The organism is Leucobacter japonicus (assembly GCF_001273855.1).
Lineage (GTDB): Bacteria > Actinomycetota > Actinomycetes > Actinomycetales > Microbacteriaceae > Leucobacter > Leucobacter japonicus.
Genome location: NZ_JHBX01000104.1, coordinates 430,399 through 444,948 on the forward strand (window position 1 = coordinate 430,399; position 14,550 = coordinate 444,948).

General features: G+C 68.5%; 15 protein-coding genes. 2 read left to right on the forward strand and 13 right to left on the reverse strand.

Annotated elements, in window-relative coordinates; genetic code table 11:
• Positions 1-7 precede the first annotated feature (7 nt).
• Positions 8-1,159, forward strand: a complete 1,152-nt coding sequence (locus AMS67_RS06410) for an ABC transporter ATP-binding protein (protein ID WP_082305333.1) — start codon at positions 8-10, stop codon at positions 1,157-1,159.
• Positions 1,156-1,761 carry a histidine phosphatase family protein gene (locus AMS67_RS17830; RefSeq protein ID WP_053386598.1) on the forward strand — a complete coding sequence of 202 codons (606 nt, stop codon included), beginning with the start codon at positions 1,156-1,158 and terminating at the stop codon, positions 1,759-1,761. The genes AMS67_RS06410 and AMS67_RS17830 overlap by 4 nt, the downstream gene beginning before the upstream one ends.
• An 18-nt stretch (positions 1,762-1,779) precedes the next feature.
• Here AMS67_RS17830 and AMS67_RS06420 read toward each other — a convergent pair whose 3' ends face one another.
• The 13 genes from AMS67_RS06420 to hpt all read right to left on the reverse strand — a co-directional run bounded on the left by AMS67_RS06420 (position 1,780) and on the right by hpt (position 14,547).
• A complete protein-coding gene (locus AMS67_RS06420) occupies positions 1,780-2,139 on the reverse strand; it encodes a YbjQ family protein (RefSeq protein ID WP_156322456.1) in 360 nt (119 codons plus the stop codon).
• Positions 2,140-2,216: 77 nt separating this feature from the next.
• Positions 2,217-3,698 (reverse strand): cardiolipin synthase, encoded by a 1,482-nt coding sequence (gene cls / locus AMS67_RS06425; RefSeq protein ID WP_053351822.1) that lies wholly within the window; start codon positions 3,696-3,698, stop codon positions 2,217-2,219.
• A gap of 66 nt (positions 3,699-3,764) precedes the next feature.
• On the reverse strand, positions 3,765-3,944 hold the full coding sequence (locus tag AMS67_RS06430) for a hypothetical protein (RefSeq protein WP_053351821.1): 180 nt from the start codon (positions 3,942-3,944) through the stop codon (positions 3,765-3,767).
• Positions 3,945-3,999: 55 nt separating this feature from the next.
• The gene (lysS, locus tag AMS67_RS06435) at positions 4,000-5,547 is read right to left on the reverse strand and encodes a lysine--tRNA ligase (RefSeq protein ID WP_053386599.1); all 1,548 of its coding nucleotides are present in this window, start codon (positions 5,545-5,547) and stop codon (positions 4,000-4,002) included.
• Positions 5,548-5,602: 55 nt separating this feature from the next.
• Positions 5,603-6,307 carry a Rossmann-like and DUF2520 domain-containing protein gene (locus tag AMS67_RS06440; protein WP_053386600.1) on the reverse strand — a complete coding sequence of 235 codons (705 nt, stop codon included), beginning with the start codon at positions 6,305-6,307 and terminating at the stop codon, positions 5,603-5,605.
• The gene (locus AMS67_RS06445; protein WP_241488003.1) at positions 6,304-8,067 is read right to left on the reverse strand and encodes a PH domain-containing protein; all 1,764 of its coding nucleotides are present in this window, start codon (positions 8,065-8,067) and stop codon (positions 6,304-6,306) included. Before AMS67_RS06445 ends, AMS67_RS06440 begins: the two co-directional genes overlap by 4 nt.
• Complete coding sequence (locus AMS67_RS06450) at positions 8,064-8,588, reverse strand: PH domain-containing protein (RefSeq protein WP_053386601.1); 525 nt, start codon at positions 8,586-8,588, stop codon at positions 8,064-8,066. Before AMS67_RS06450 ends, AMS67_RS06445 begins: the two co-directional genes overlap by 4 nt.
• Positions 8,589-8,654: 66 nt before the next feature.
• Positions 8,655-9,173, reverse strand: a complete 519-nt coding sequence (locus AMS67_RS06455; RefSeq protein WP_053386602.1) for a DUF3180 family protein — start codon at positions 9,171-9,173, stop codon at positions 8,655-8,657.
• The gene (gene folK, locus AMS67_RS06460) at positions 9,160-9,729 is read right to left on the reverse strand and encodes a 2-amino-4-hydroxy-6-hydroxymethyldihydropteridine diphosphokinase (protein ID WP_082305334.1); all 570 of its coding nucleotides are present in this window, start codon (positions 9,727-9,729) and stop codon (positions 9,160-9,162) included. Before folK ends, AMS67_RS06455 begins: the two co-directional genes overlap by 14 nt.
• On the reverse strand, positions 9,726-11,027 hold the full coding sequence (gene folP, locus AMS67_RS06465; protein ID WP_241488004.1) for a dihydropteroate synthase: 1,302 nt from the start codon (positions 11,025-11,027) through the stop codon (positions 9,726-9,728). Before folP ends, folK begins: the two co-directional genes overlap by 4 nt.
• Positions 11,024-11,611, reverse strand: a complete 588-nt coding sequence (gene folE / locus AMS67_RS06470) for a GTP cyclohydrolase I (protein WP_053351816.1) — start codon at positions 11,609-11,611, stop codon at positions 11,024-11,026. The genes folP and folE overlap by 4 nt, the downstream gene beginning before the upstream one ends.
• A gap of 5 nt (positions 11,612-11,616) precedes the next feature.
• Entirely contained in the window at positions 11,617-13,830 is a 2,214-nt protein-coding gene (gene ftsH / locus AMS67_RS06475; protein WP_053386603.1) for an ATP-dependent zinc metalloprotease FtsH, read from the reverse strand.
• A gap of 159 nt (positions 13,831-13,989) precedes the next feature.
• Complete coding sequence (hpt, locus tag AMS67_RS06480) at positions 13,990-14,547, reverse strand: hypoxanthine phosphoribosyltransferase (RefSeq protein ID WP_053351814.1); 558 nt, start codon at positions 14,545-14,547, stop codon at positions 13,990-13,992.
• Positions 14,548-14,550: the final 3 nt, after the last annotated feature.

Here is a 14,550-nt window from a genome sequence, read left to right on the forward strand (position 1 = left end):
ACTCCCCGTGTCATCCGTCACCCTCGACTCCGTCAGCCTCGCCTACCCCGGCGGTCACCTCGGCCTCGCCGACGTCGACCTCGCGATCGGCGACGGCGAGTTCGTCGCCCTCGTGGGCCCTTCGGGCTCGGGCAAGACCACGCTGCTGCGCACCGTCGCCGGGTTCGTCGCGCCCACTGCCGGAACCGTGCGCATCGGCGATGCCGTCGTGTCGCAGCCCGGTCGCAGCGTCGAACCGGAGCGCCGCGGGCTCGGCATGGTGTTCCAGCAGCACGCCGTGTGGCCGCACTGGAACGTCGGCCGCAACATCGCATACCCGCTGCGCCGCGCCGGAGTGGCACGCGCCGAGCGCACGCGCCGCGTGGCCGAAGCGCTCGAACTCGTGGGGCTCCCGGGCGCCGAGCGCCGCAATCCCGCAACCCTGTCGGGCGGGCAGCGCCAGCGCGTCGCCATCGCCCGAGCGATCGTCGCACGGCCGCGGGTGCTGCTGCTCGACGAAGCGCTCTCGGCACTCGACGAACCGCTGCGGGATCGCCTGCGCCTCGACCTCCGCGCCCTCACCCGCGAACTCGGCCTGACCGTGCTGCACGTCACGCACGACCGGAGTGAAGCCCTGGCGCTGGCAGACCGAGTCGTCGTGCTCGACGGCGGCAGGGTGCAGCAGGTCGGCGCGCCCGCCGACCTGCTCGAGCGCCCGGCCTCGCCGTTCGTCGCTCGATTCATCTCGGACGCGACCGTGCTGCCCGGCCATTTCGATGGCTCCGGGTTTCAGGCCGATGGACTCCCGATCCGCGTGCCTGTCGACCGGGTTGTGGCGACCGGGTTCTCTGCGTCGCCGGGGCTCCCCGCGGGCCGAGGCGAGGTTGCGGTGCAACCCGAGCACGTGCGCGTGGTTGCCGACCCATCGGGGCAAGCGACCGTGACGTCGTCGCTGTTCGGCCGCTCGGGCGACGAGCTGGTGGTCACCTGGGGTGATCTGCAGCTCCGCTCCCGCGCGAGCGGAGTGCGCTGTGCCGCCGGAACCCGGGTGCGCATCGAGATCGATCGCGTCGCCCTGTTCTCAACGCCGCACGACGCCGCATCCCAGACCAGCGATGCGGCACCTGCACGCGCCGCAGCAGCCCATGAGCGAACGCAACCGGCTAGCGTGGGAGCATGAGCGAACCCGCAGCCCCCGCCGCCTCGATCGTCGTGGTGCGCCACGGCGAGACCGACTGGAACATCGGACGCCGCATTCAAGGGCAGACCGACATCCCGCTGAACGAGCGCGGCCGCGCACAGGCCGGGGAGATCGCTGAACTCCTGGCCGGCACCGGGCCCTGGACCCGCGTGATCGCTTCCCCGCTCGATCGCGCGCGCACCACCGCAGACATCATCGCTGCGCGACTCGGTCTGCCGCAGCCCGAGATCGTCGAGGACGTCACCGAACGCGATTTCGGTTCTGCCGAGGGCCTGCTCGTGAGCGACGCCTCGGCGCGCTGGCCCGGGCTCGACGTCGACGACGCTGAGGGGCTCGACGCGCTCGCGCAGCGCGGGGCCAGCGCGTTCGCGCGGACGCTGCGAGAAGTACCCGGCGCGATCGTGGTGGCCCACGGTGCGCTCATTCGTGCTGCGCTCACCGAACTCAGCGGTGCTCCAGCCCCCCGCATCTTGAACGGCGAGGCCTGGCTGGTCGCGGAGCAGGCCGACCAGGGCAGCGCGTCGGGCGCGCGCATCTCGATCGACCGGCTCGGTACGCCCGCGATGCAGCACGCCGTCTAGGGCGCTGCCCGATCCCGACTACTGCCCCTGCACCTGCGCCGGGTTCGCGGGAGCCTGCGGCGCGATGGGCTCGATCACGACTGCGGTGCCGTACGCGCAGAATTCGGTGAAGCTGCCGATGGACCCCGAGTCGAAGCGCATCGCGACCACGGCATTCGCGCCGCGCGACTGGGCCTCGGCCCACATGCGATTCATGACTTCCCAGCGCGATTCGTAGATCACTTTGGTGTACTCGGGCATCTCGCCGCCGCCGAGCGCGCGGAACCCGGCAGTGAAGTTCTGACCGAAGTTCGCAGAGCGCACCGTCAGACCCATCACCTCCCCGAGCACCTGGGTGATCCGGTACCCCGGGACGTCGTTAGTGGTAACTGCGAACACGATGATTCCCCTCATTCGGTGTGAACTCGGCGGCCGTGACCGCCGAGTTCAGCGTAGACCTCGCGGCAGCGATCGCCCTACTGCAGCGCCGACGTGAGGCGGGCGATCCCGTCGAGCAGCTGGGAGGGCAGTGACTGCTTCTCCCATTCCTCAAGCGTCAACTCGCGGGAGTTCTCGCGGTAATAATCGTTGACCCCGTCGAGATCGTCGACGAAGCCGCGACCGTGCACCACCATCGAAATCTCCATGTTCAGGCCGAAGGATCGCTGGTCCATGTTCGAGGAACCGACGACCGCGACCTCTTCATCGATGGTGAAGTGCTTGGAGTGCAAGATGTACGGCGGCCGGAACATCCAGATGCGCACGCCGGCCCGCAGCAACTCTTCGTAGTACGAGCGCTGGGCGTGGTAGACCACGGCCTGATCGCCGATCTCGGAGACGAAGAGTTCGACCTCGACCCCGCGGGCCGTCGCCGCGCGCACCGCGTTCATGATCGAGCCGTCGGGCACGAAGTACGGGCTCGTGATGCTGATGCGGCGCTGCGCCGTATAGAGCAGCGCGACGAACACCTGCAGGTTGTTCTCGCCCGCGTACCCCGGCCCGCTCGGCACGATCTGGCAATCGAGCTCGCCCGGCTGATCGACCGTGACCGCCTCGCCCGTGAGCTCGGTGAGGTAGTTGCCGGTCTCGAGGTACCAGTCGCCCTGGAACACGGCTTCGAGCCCGAGCACGATCGGCCCCTCGACCCGCACCATGAGATCTTTCCAGTGCAGGCCGCGGCGGCGGTTCGACGGCTTGTTGTAGCTCGAGTCGACGAGGTTCTGCGACCCCATGAACCCGATCTCGCCGTCGACGACGATCAGCTTGCGGTGGTTGCGCAGGTCGGGTCGCTGATACTCGCCGCGCCACGGGCGCACGGGCAGCATGTACGCCCACTCGGCACCGAGGTCGGTGAGGCTCTTGCGGGTGCGCTTGGCGCCCGGATTGCGCACCGCCGAGATGTGGTCGAGCAGCACGCGCACCTTCACGCCGCGAGCCGCGACCTCGCGCAGCGCGGCGAACACCGGCTCGGTGGTCGAGTCGTGCACGAGTATGTAGAACTCGACGTGCACGTATTCTTTGGCGGTGCGGATCGCCTCGGCCATACGCGCGAACGACTCTTCGTAGTCGATGCAGATGCTGGCGGAGTTGCCCTGCAGCATCGGCTGCGCCCCGAGCGATCGGCCGAGCTTCACGGCGCTGTCGAGGCCGGGGAACAGGCGCTCGTGCGGGGTGACGAGATCCGCTTCCTCCTCGTCGGCGATCTGCGCCACGAACTGGTTGATCGCCTCTTGCTTGCGTTCGCGCGAGCGCGGCAGTCGCTTGCTGCCGATGATGAGGAAGAGCAGCAGGCCCGGCACCGGGAGCGCGAAGATCGCCATCAACCAGGCCATGCCGGCCGTCGGGCGACGGTTGCGCGGCACGACGAAGACCGCGACGACGCGGATGACGTTGTCGACGACCAGTACGATCCAGGTCCAGACATACGGCCAGTTGACGCCCAACCAGTCGATGTCCATGCGGGCCCCCTCGTGAATCAGCGCGCGGGTGCGCTATGCATCACTGTACCGGGGATCAGCGACTTCTCAGGATTCGCGACGCGACGGCAGGCCCGCTTTCGCGCGCTCCTCGTCTTCGAGCTGCTGGTACACGCGGCGCTCCGTGCGGTCGGCGCGCAGGATGAGCCGCAGCACCATCCAGAAGAAGAGCCCGATCAGCACGGTCGGCGTGAGCGACCACACCGCGTTCAGCCACCAGTTGTCCATAGTGCCCCTAGTGTATCGGGCCTGCCCGGGAATAACCCGGGCAGGCCCGTCTTCGCTACTTGACGATCGGGAAGAGGATGGTCTCGCGGATCCCGAGCCCGGTCAGGGCCATCAGGAGGCGGTCCATGCCCATGCCCATGCCACCCGACGGCGGCATGCCATGCTCGAGCGCGCGCAAGAAGTCTTCGTCGATCGGCATCGCTTCGTCATCGCCGCGCGCACCCTCGGCGGCCTGCTGCACGAAGCGCTCGCGCTGCACCACCGGGTCGACCAGCTCGGAGTAGCCCGTCGCCAGCTCGAACCCGCGGATGTAGAGATCCCACTTCTCGACGACGCCCGGAATGGAGCGGTGGTGACGCGTCAACGGGCTCGTCTCGACGGGGAAGTCCATGACGAAGGTCGGGCGCTCGAGGCCGCCCTTCACGAAGTGCTCCCACAGCTCTTCGACGAGCTTGCCGTGGTTGGGCAGATGCACCTCGACGCCCTCGGCATCGGCGATGGCCTGCAGCTCGTCGACGGTGGTGTCGGGGGTGATCTCGCGGCCGGCCGCCTCCGAGAGGGTGCCGTACATCGAGATGCGATCCCACTCGCCGCCGAGGTCGAACAGCGTGCCGTCGGCCCACTGCACCACGTGAGACCCCGCGCGGTCGGTGCCGGCGTTGGCCGCCAGCGCCGCGTTCTGGATGAGCAGCTGAGTCAGGTCGGCGATGCCGTTGTAGTCGGAGTACGCCTCGTACGCCTCGAGCATCGCGAACTCGGGGCTGTGCGTCGAATCGGCGCCCTCGTTGCGGAAGTTGCGGTTGATCTCGAAGACGCGCTCCAGGCCGCCCACGGCCGCGCGCTTGAGGTACAGCTCAGGTGCAATGCGCAGGTAGAGCTCGGTATCGAACGCGTTCGACTGCGTCACGAACGGGCGGGCCGAGGCGCCGCCGTGCATCGTCTGCAGCATCGGGGTTTCGACCTCGATGAAGTCGCGCGCGGCGAAGGTCTGGCGCAGGCTCGCCATCGTGCGGGCGCGGGTGACGACGTTGATGCGCGCCTGCTCGCGCTGAATCAGGTCGAGGTAGCGCTGGCGAATGCGCGTCTCTTCATTCAGCTCCGCGTACATGTTCGGGAGCGGGGCGATCGCCTTCGCCGCAATGACCCACTCGCGCACCATGATGGAGAGCTCGCCGCGGCGGCTCGAGATGACCTCGCCGCTGATGAACAGGTGATCGCCGAGGTCGGTGAGCTCCTTGTAGCGTGCGAGCGACTCCTCGCCCACCTCGGCCAGGCTCACCATGGCCTGGATGCGCGTGCCGTCACCGGCCTGCAGCGATGCGAAGCAGAGCTTGCCCGTGTTGCGCTGGAACACGATGCGGCCTGCGACGCCCACGGTCTCGCCCGAGGCCGTGTCGGGCGTTTCTTCGAGATGCCCGTACTGGGCACGGACGGCCGGAATCGTCGTGGTGACCGGCAGCGACACCGGGTAAGCACCGCCCGCGAGGTCGGCGTCGGCGTTCAGCCGATCGCGCTTCTCGAGTCGCACCCGCTTCTGCTCGAAGATCTCTTCGGCGCTCGCCTCGGGGGCGGAATCTGCGGGTGCTGCGGTCTGATCGCTCATTGTGGCGGGATCCTCCGGATCGGGTCGACGTACCGGTCCATCCTAGCTTCCGTGATCAGACCTCCGGATCGGCCGTCCCGGCGATCAACTCTTCCTCGATGGCGGCTCGCACGATCCCGCCGACCACGCGTTCTGGGTGCTCGATGCCCAGGCCGCGGAGGGCATCGAGCGCGTTGCGCACGATCGCTCGCGAGAATTCGCTCGCGGCACCGACTGATTCGGCGTACGCGGCGCGATCCTGCTCGGCGACGATCACGGGCTCGGCCCCCATTTCGACCGCGAGCGCCTGCCCGATCGGCAGCACGGGAGTCGGCGCAGTGACCGCGACCGTCGCCTCGGCGAGCCGAGTCAGATCGAGGCTCGTGCCGGTGAAGACCATTGCAGGGTGCAGCGCGAGCGGAATCACGCCGGCCGCGAGCGCCGGCGCGAAGACGCCGATGCCGTGCTCGGGCGCGGTGTGAATGGCGAGCTGGCCAGGCTGCCACGCACCCGTCGCCGCGAGCCCCGAGATGAGAGCGGGCAGCTCGGCTCCCGGCACGGCGAACAGCACGAGTTCGGATCGCCGCACGACCTCAGCGACCTCGAGCTGCGGCACACCCGGCAGCATCGACTCGGCGCGCTCGCGCCCGTCCTCTCCGGAGGCGTGGATCGCGACGATGGCGTGACCCGCGCCTGCCAGGGCTCGCGCTAGCACCGGCCCGACCCTGCCGGCACCGACGATGCCGATGCCGAGTCGGGAGGCCTGCGCACCCGCGTTCACCGCGGTGCCTCCGGCGTCTCCGGTGATGCCTGCGATTCCGGTGGTTCCTGCGACTCCAGCATCTCGGTGACCTGCGGCGTCTCGGGTGCCTGCGTTGCCTCCGGCGCGGCATCGTCACGCATCGCGATGATGCGCGACGCCTCCCCGCCCTGAATGCGGAGCACCGTGGCCGTGAGATCGTCGAATACCGAACGAGCCGCATCGAGATCGAGACCGCGCATCTCCATGCGCACCGGCCCGAGCACCGTATGGGCCTGGATCGACGCCAGCCCCAGCATGCGGTGCACCATCGGGCGCCGCAACTGCACCGACTGCGCACGCAAGATCGGCATGATCGAGAGCGAGCGAGTCAGCACGCCGCGACGCACCCGGAGCGACGCATGCTCGAATTCGGCGTCGGCGATGCGCAGACCGGCGCGCCGTCGCCCCCAGAGCAGCACGGTCGCCGAACGGCGCCCTGCATGGACGTAGTTCGCGGCAGGGCCGGTCAGCCCATCGCGCAGCGCGGCGAAAGCGGCTTCGGCATCACCGTCACCCGGGAGCAGCGTGTCGATGACGCGCAGTACGTCAGCCTCTCGCCCTACCGGCAGCACCACGTTCTGCGTCGCATTCTGCCCGCCCTGAGCCACCGAATGCCCCGCCGTCGTGATGCGCACCTTCCACCAGCCGAGCGGCCTCCAGAGGAGCGGCTGACGTGCCTCGACCGCGTGGATGCGGCCGAAGGGAATCGATTCGGTCATCGTCGCGGTGAGGCCCGACCCCGTGCGCACAGCGTCATCGGTGCGCGAGAGCGTGAACTTGAACCCCTTGTTGAGCTGGCCGAACATGATGCTGACCATCACGATGATCAGCGGGATCACACCGAAGATTAGGAACGCTTCGAGCACCGCGCCGCCGATCACGATGCCCACGATCATGAGGACCAGGATCACGGACTCCCAACCGAGCGCGATGCTCGCTGCGAGGCGGCCGATCGGCACCGTCACCAGTGTGTGGGCGCGCAGCGCTTCGGGGTCGATATCGGCATCGATGAAGTCTTGAGCGCGCGACGTCACCGGATCGCCCGCGGTGTCGTAGACGAAGCCGTCGTAGCCGACGGGTGCCGGGCCACTCACGTCTGCGACGCCGCGTTGAGCGCTGTGACCGCCACGACGTCGTGCCCCCGACACCTGCAATATCTGCTCGCGCACCGTCTTGGCATCCCGATGCCCGAGGTACGAGAGTTCGACCTTGCCGCCCTGGCCCGCGGTGACGACCTCGATCTTGGTGAGGCCCAGCGCGCGGGCGAGGAGCGACCGCTGCAGGTTCACGCTCTGAATGCGCTCGAGCGGAGCGCGGCGGTGCGAACGGAAGAGCACACCGCTGCGCACCTCGACGGCGGCGTCTGTGATGCGGTAGGTCGCGAATCGCCAAGCGAGCCACGAGAAGAGCACGATCAGCAGAATGACGAGCAGAATGCCGCCGAGCACGAGCAGCAGCAGCCCCTCCGCAGCGAGGTACTCGTACACATCGACGAGGTCGCCCTCGCCCGAGACATCGACCGACCCGCCGGGCACCGCGAAGCGATCGGCGAAGAAGAACTGCACGAAGTGATCGCGGAAGTTCGCGATCACAATGCCCGCAATGACGATGAGGGCGAGGCCGCCGCGGAGCAGCGGTGAGAGCGGATGCATGCGACGCCAGCCGTCGGCGTCGGAGGTGCCCGGCAACCGCGCGTCGACCGAGGGATCGACGACGGCGCCGTCGGACTCCTGGGTCACAGGCCCGACCTCCGCGCTTCCGCGAGCGAGACCAGACGGTCGCGCAGCTCTTCGGCTTCGGCGTGCGGCAGGCCGGGGAGGTGCACCCCGGTCGCCGCGGACGCCGTGACGAATTTGAGGGTTGCGAGCCCCAGCGCGCGCAGCAGTGGTCCACGTGTCACATCGACGAGCTGCAGTCGGCCGTACGGCACCGCAATGACCCGCTCGAACATGATGCCGCGACGGAAGAGCAGGTCGTCTTCGCGCAGCACATACCCGATGGCCCGCACGCGGCGGAACGCGAAGATCGCGTTGATCAGGAAGATGACGATGAGCACCGGCAAGGCGATGCGGAAGAACAGTGGGGCATCGCCGCGCGACAGCACGAGAATGACCACGAGCACCGCCGCGAGCGCGACGACGAAGAGCAGATTCATCGCGAGGTCGGCCCAGGCGTACGACGGGGAGACCCGCTTCCAGGCGACCTGCTCGGTCTGCCAACCGCTCGTCGTCTCAGCCGTATCTACACCATCCGGAGTCATGCCTCCAGCTTAGGCCCCGACCGGTCGAGGAGTCAGAGGCGCGAAGCGATCGTTCGCCGCTGCGCCTCAGTGCTCGCGGTAGGCCGTCTGATCGGCCGGGCCACGGCCCGGTTCGATGCCCGAATCGTCGTCGGCGCCGTCGTCTCCCGGGGGCACGCGGCACAGATGCTCGGCAATCGCGGCGCACGCGATGAGCGCGGCAGCCGCGACGACGACGAACACCATCGGCAACCAGGTGGCGGTCGGCGCAGCGATCGAGCGGCCGGCGAGCGAGAGCAGCAGCCCCGCACCGAAGCCGCCGAAACACCCGCCGACGAGTTGCCCGGCGCGTGCGGTGACCAGCAGGCGCACGGCATGGAAGGGGTTCACCGCACCGGGGCGCTTGCGCACCTGTCGGTGCAGCCGGAGCCCAAAGATGAGCAGCACCGCCGCCAGAATCGCGAGTGAGGCCGAGAGTGACAGCGGGGGCACGAGCGGCGGTGCGCCGCGGCTCGAGAGCGCGAACTGCACCACGAGCCCGACCGCTGCCCCCATGGCGGCAGCGGCGACGATAGCGAGCGGATTGGTGCGATCAATCTTGCGCACGGCGCTCCCCCGTTTCTGTCGCGGTGCCGGAGGAGCTCGACTCGTACGATGCTGCGTGCGTCGCGGGCGTCGTGGTGTCGCCGATGCGCGCCAGGAGCTCGGCGACGCGACCGTGCCCCATGAGCACGGCGTTCGGGTCGAGGTCGAGCCAGGGCGCGAGCACGAAGTCGCGCTCGTGCGCGCGGGGGTGCGGCACCTCGAGCCGATCGTCGCGGATCACGCGACCCCCGAAGAGCACCAGATCGATGTCGAGCGTGCGGTCGCCCCAGCGTGCGTCGCGCACCCGACCGTGCGCGGCCTCGATCGCCTGCATACGGTCGAGCAGCGTGTGCGGATCGAGCGACGTCGATGCCGTCGCCACTCCGTTGAGGTATCGCGGGGCCTCGGGGTCAGGCCCGTGCACGGTCAACGCGATGGTCTCGCGCAGCGCGGAGGTCACGAGGTGATCAATGCCGGGCGTCGCCGCAAGGTCGCGCTGCGCCGCCCGAATCGTCTCCCCGCGATCACCGAGATTGGCGCCGAAGGCGAACAGCACGGGCACGACCTGCGCGATCATGTGTCGCCTCCGTCGCGTGAGCGCTCGCGCACGACGGTCACCGAGACGTCGGCGAACGGCACCGTGATCGGCGCGTCTGGTTTGTGCACGGTGATGCGCGCCGACTGCACTGCCGAGAAGCCCAGTGCAACTGCGGCGACGCGTTCGGCGACGGTTTCGATCAGGTCTACCGGATCGGAGGCGACCGCGGCTGCGATCGCCTCGGCGAGCTCGCCGTAGTGCACGGTGCGTTCGAGGGCGTCGCCCGCTGCCGCAGGCGCCAGATCGACGGCGACCTCGGCATCGATGACGAAGCGCTGACCCTGCTCGCGCTCGAAATCGAACACGCCGTGATGGGCGAAGACTTCGAGGCCGGTGAGCGTGATGCGATCAGCGTGCGCCACTGCGTCGGCCGCGGAGCTCAAGGCACTGCTCGGGGCCGCCGCGGCCGCCATGCCCAGCCCGGACTGCCAGGCCGCGTGCACCGCCAGCGCCTGACGCGAGCCGACCACGTCGTGCACACGCACTCCCCAGGCACCGGCCTGCGCCACGAGCGCCGTCACCACGGCGGTCGCCAGGTCTCGCGGGTGGGTCGATTCGGTGCCCGGTACGTGAGCGGCGAGCGACTCGATGGTCTCGCCCAGCATCCGCTTGCGCGAGGCTCCCACGAGCACCGGGAACCCGAGAGCGCGCAGTTGGTCAAGCCGGGCGAGCATCTGCCAACCTTGCTCGGCGGTCTTGTCGAATCCGAGGCCCGGGTCGAGCACGATGTGGGCGGGGTCGACTCCCGCCGCGATTGCTGCTCGGGCGCGCTCAGCGAGTGCCTCGCAGACGTCGCGCACCACGTCGGAGTAGTCCGATCGCAGGTGCGCCGGGTCGGGGATGCCGCGCCAGTGGCCGATGATGAAGCGCACGGCGCGGTGCCGGCTCGCCTCTGAGGCGACCGCGAGCATGTCGGCGTCGAAGAGACCGCCCGAGACGTCGTTGATGTACCGCGCCCCGGCTTCGACAGCGGCACGCGCGGTCGAAGCGTGCAGCGTGTCGACCGACACTGCGACGCCGGCCGATGCGAGGGCGGCGATGACCGGACGCACGCGCTCCAGTTCTTCGGCGGGTGCGACGGCGACGGCTCCGGGCCGCGTCGATTCGCCGCCGATATCGACGACATCGGCGCCGTGCCGCGCGAGTTCGAGGCCGCGCGCAATCGCGGCGTCGGCGGCGAGGAACTGGCCCCCGTCGCTGAAGGAATCGGGGGTGACGTTGAGCACGCCCATCACGATTGGTGCCACCGTGGCGGCGACCGCGTCGACGGGGCTCACGCCTCAGAGCTCTCGGAACGGCCGAGCAGGGCGAAAACGGCTGCCTGCTCGACCGGGGCCGCGAGCGACCCGCGCGATGCCACCGTGATCGTGAGAGATTCGGTCTGACGCACGCCACGATCGGCGACGCAGCCGTGGCTGGCTTCGAGCACGACCAGCACCCCCTCGGGGTCGAGGCCGTCGTGCAGCGTTTGCGCGATCTGCTCGCCGAGCCGCTCCTGCATCTGGGGGCGCGCGGCGAGCGTGTCGACGACCCGCGGAATCGCGCTCAGGCCGACGACGCGCGCGCGTGGACGATACGCGACGTGCGCTCGTCCGCGGAACGGGAGCAGGTGGTGCTCGCACATCGAACGCAGCGTGATGTCGCGCACGAGCACCAGTTCGCCGGTGTCATCGCCGACCGGCACCGAATCTGAGAGCAGCACTGCCGGATCACGGCCGATTCCGGCAAAGAACTCGGCGTACGAGTCGGCGACACGGAACGGCGTGCTCGCGAGCTCCGGGCTATCGGGGTTCGCCCCGATCGCACTGATGAGCTCGCGCACCGCCGAAGCGATCCGCTCGCGATCCACGGTCTCCCCCATGCGCGTTACCTCGAGTCGTCGCGATCGTCGTCACTGCGCACGCCGAGGTTGCGCGGCGGCTGACTCGATTCGCCCGGAGCCAGGGGTGCCTGCGGTTCGGCCGATGCCGAGGGCGCGGGTGCCTGGTTCTCAGGAGACGACGCTGCGGAGTCGCCCTGGGGTGCAGTCGAGGCCTCAGTCGTTGAATCGTCGGACGTCGGCGAGTCGGGCGTCGACGCGTCGTCTGCGGGCGTTGCGTCCGCAGACTCAGCAGGTGCGGGCTCGCCGACATGGCGGTTATCGGTGCGCAGAGCGGCCGGCACCTCGATCGGCGGGCGATCAGAGACCGGGCGCCCGTTGTGCGACAGCCAGGTGGGGCGCGGGGCGAGTTTCTCAACGTCTTGGAAGATCTCGGCGATCTGAATGTGATCGAGCGTTTCTTTCTCGAGCAGTTCGCGCGCGAGCCGGTCGAGAATGTCGCGGTTCTTCACGAGCACCTCGTACGCCTCGTTGTGGGCCTGCTCCATGAGCTCGCGCACTTCAGCGTCGATGGTCGTCGCGAGGCCCTCGGAGTAGTCGCGGTTCTGCCCGAACTCACCCATGAAGGCTCCCGGCTGCCCCTGCCCGAGCTTCACCGGACCGATGGTCGCCGACATGCCGTACTCGGTGACCATCTTGCGGGCGGTGCCTGTCGCCTTCTCGATGTCGTTGCCGGCACCCGTCGTGGGGTCATGGAAGACCAGTTCTTCAGCCACACGACCGCCCAGCGCGTAAGCGAGCTGGTCTTGCAGCTCGTTGCGCGTGACCGAGTACTTGTCTTCGAGCGGGATCACCATCGTGTACCCGAGCGCACGGCCGCGGGGCAGAATCGTGATCTTCGTCACCGGGTCGGTGTGGTTGAGCCCCGCGGCGACGAGCGCGTGGCCGCCCTCGTGGTAGGCGGTGATCAACTTTTCGTGATCGCGCATCAGGCGAGTGCGACGCTGCGGGCCGGCGATCGACCGGTCGATCGCCTCGTCGAGCGCGCGATTGTCGATGAGCTGCGCGTTTGAACGCGCCGTCAGCAGCGCCGCCTCGTTGAGCACATTCGCGAGATCAGCACCCGAGAAGCCCGGGGTCTTTCGCGCCACGACCTCAAGGTCGACGTTCTTGGAGAGCGGCTTGCCCTTCGAGTGCACCTGCAGGATCTTGAGTCGGCCCGGCATATCGGGGGCGTCGACGCCGACCTGACGGTCGAAGCGGCCCGGGCGCAGCAGCGCCGGGTCGAGCATGTCGGGGCGGTTCGTCGCCGCGATCATGATCACGTTCGTCTTGGGATCGAAGCCGTCCATCTCGACGAGCAGCTGGTTCAGCGTCTGCTCGCGCTCGTCGTGACCGCCGCCCATGCCCTGGCCGCGGCGCTGGCCGACCGCGTCGATTTCGTCGACGAAGATGATGGCGGGCGCGTTGGCCTTCGCCTCCTTGAAGAGATCGCGCACACGGCTGGCGCCGACACCCACGAACATTTCGACGAAGTCCGAGCCCGAAATCGAGTAGAAGGGCACTCCGGCCTCACCCGCGACCGCGCGGGCGAGCAGGGTCTTGCCCGTACCAGGAGGGCCGTAGAGCAGCACGCCCTTCGGAATGCGCGCACCGACGGCCTGGAAGCGCGTCGCGTCTTGCAGGAAGTCTTTGATCTCGTGCAGTTCTTCGACGGCCTCATCGGCGCCGGCGACATCCGCGAACGTGACCTGCGGCGTCTCTTTCGAGACGAGCTTCGCCTTCGACTTGCCGAACTGCATGACCCCCCGGCCGCCGCCCTGCATGGACGAGAGCATCCACCAGATCAGCACACCGATGATGAGGAGCGGCAGCAGGAAGCTCAGGATCGACCAGATCGGGTTCGCCTGAGGCACCTGATCGGTGAAGCCGTCCTTGAGCTTCGCATCGTCGACCGCCGAGACCACGTCGGCACCGCGCGGCGCGACGTAGTAGAAGTAGACCTCTTGCGACCCGGTCTTTTCGTCGGCCTTTGCGAGCTTCAGGTTGACGCGCTGATCGCCGTCGATGATCTCGGCGTGCTGCGCCTTTCCGCTCGAGAGCAGATCGAGGCCGCGATCCGTCGAAATTTCGCGCGTGCTCCCGCCAGAGAGCAGCGACCACCCGAGCAGCACGATGACCGGTGCGAGGATCAGGTAGAGCAACGGGCCGCGGAACAAGCGACGGCTCTTCGAGGTGCTCTTCGTCGAATTCTCTGCCAAGACTGGACCTTTCAGAAGGAACGTGCCGGGAAGATCCAGCACGAGTAAGCGTAGCCAATGCCTCTGACATCGGACTGAGCCGATGAGGCTTGTCCGCTCACGGCGCACTGTTGGAGCGGCATCGGAGCGCGAACAACGCCCTCGATGCCGCTCGCGGGCTTACTCTCCGCCGTACACGTGCGGTGCGAGCACCGCGACGTCGCGAAGATTGCGGTAGTTCTCCGCGTAGTCGAGACCGTAGCCGACGACGAACTCGACGGGAATGTCATAGCCGATGTAGGCGACGTCGACGTCGACCTTGAGCGCCTCGGGCTTGCGCAGCATGGTGCAGATGCGCACCGACTTCGCCCCGCGGCTCTCCAGGTTCTCCTTCAGCCACGACAGGGTCAGACCCGAGTCGATGATGTCTTCGACGATCAGCACATCTCGGCCGGTGATATCGGCGTCGAGATCCTTGAGGATCTTCACGACGCCGCTCGACTTGGTGCTGGCACCGTACGACGACACCGCCATCCAGTCCATCTGCGCGTGGAACCGGAGCTCGCGCGCGAGGTCTGCCATGACCATGACCGCGCCCTTCAGTACGCCGACGAGCAGCGGGGGCTCCTCGGTGTAATCGGCCTCGATTTCTCGGGCCAGCTCTGCGAGACGCTGGTGCAGCTCGGCTTCGGTGTGCAGTACGACGGAGAGGTCACTACCCAGATCTTTCGCATCCATGGG

Excerpts from the sequence above, each read along its gene's own strand:
- AMS67_RS17830 (WP_053386598.1), top strand. The coding sequence starts at position 1,156 with ATGAGCGAACCCGCAGCCCCCGCCGCCTCGATCGTCGTGGTGCGCCAC.
- cls (WP_053351822.1), bottom strand. The coding sequence starts at position 3,698 with ATGGACATCGACTGGTTGGGCGTCAACTGGCCGTATGTCTGGACCTGG.
- AMS67_RS06430 (WP_053351821.1), bottom strand. The coding sequence starts at position 3,944 with ATGGACAACTGGTGGCTGAACGCGGTGTGGTCGCTCACGCCGACCGTG.
- lysS (WP_053386599.1), bottom strand. The coding sequence starts at position 5,547 with ATGAGCGATCAGACCGCAGCACCCGCAGATTCCGCCCCCGAGGCGAGC.
- AMS67_RS06450 (WP_053386601.1), bottom strand. The coding sequence starts at position 8,588 with ATGACTCCGGATGGTGTAGATACGGCTGAGACGACGAGCGGTTGGCAG.
- folK (WP_082305334.1), bottom strand. The coding sequence starts at position 9,729 with ATGATCGCGCAGGTCGTGCCCGTGCTGTTCGCCTTCGGCGCCAATCTC.
- folE (WP_053351816.1), bottom strand. The coding sequence starts at position 11,611 with ATGGGGGAGACCGTGGATCGCGAGCGGATCGCTTCGGCGGTGCGCGAG.
- hpt (WP_053351814.1), bottom strand. The coding sequence starts at position 14,547 with ATGGATGCGAAAGATCTGGGTAGTGACCTCTCCGTCGTACTGCACACC.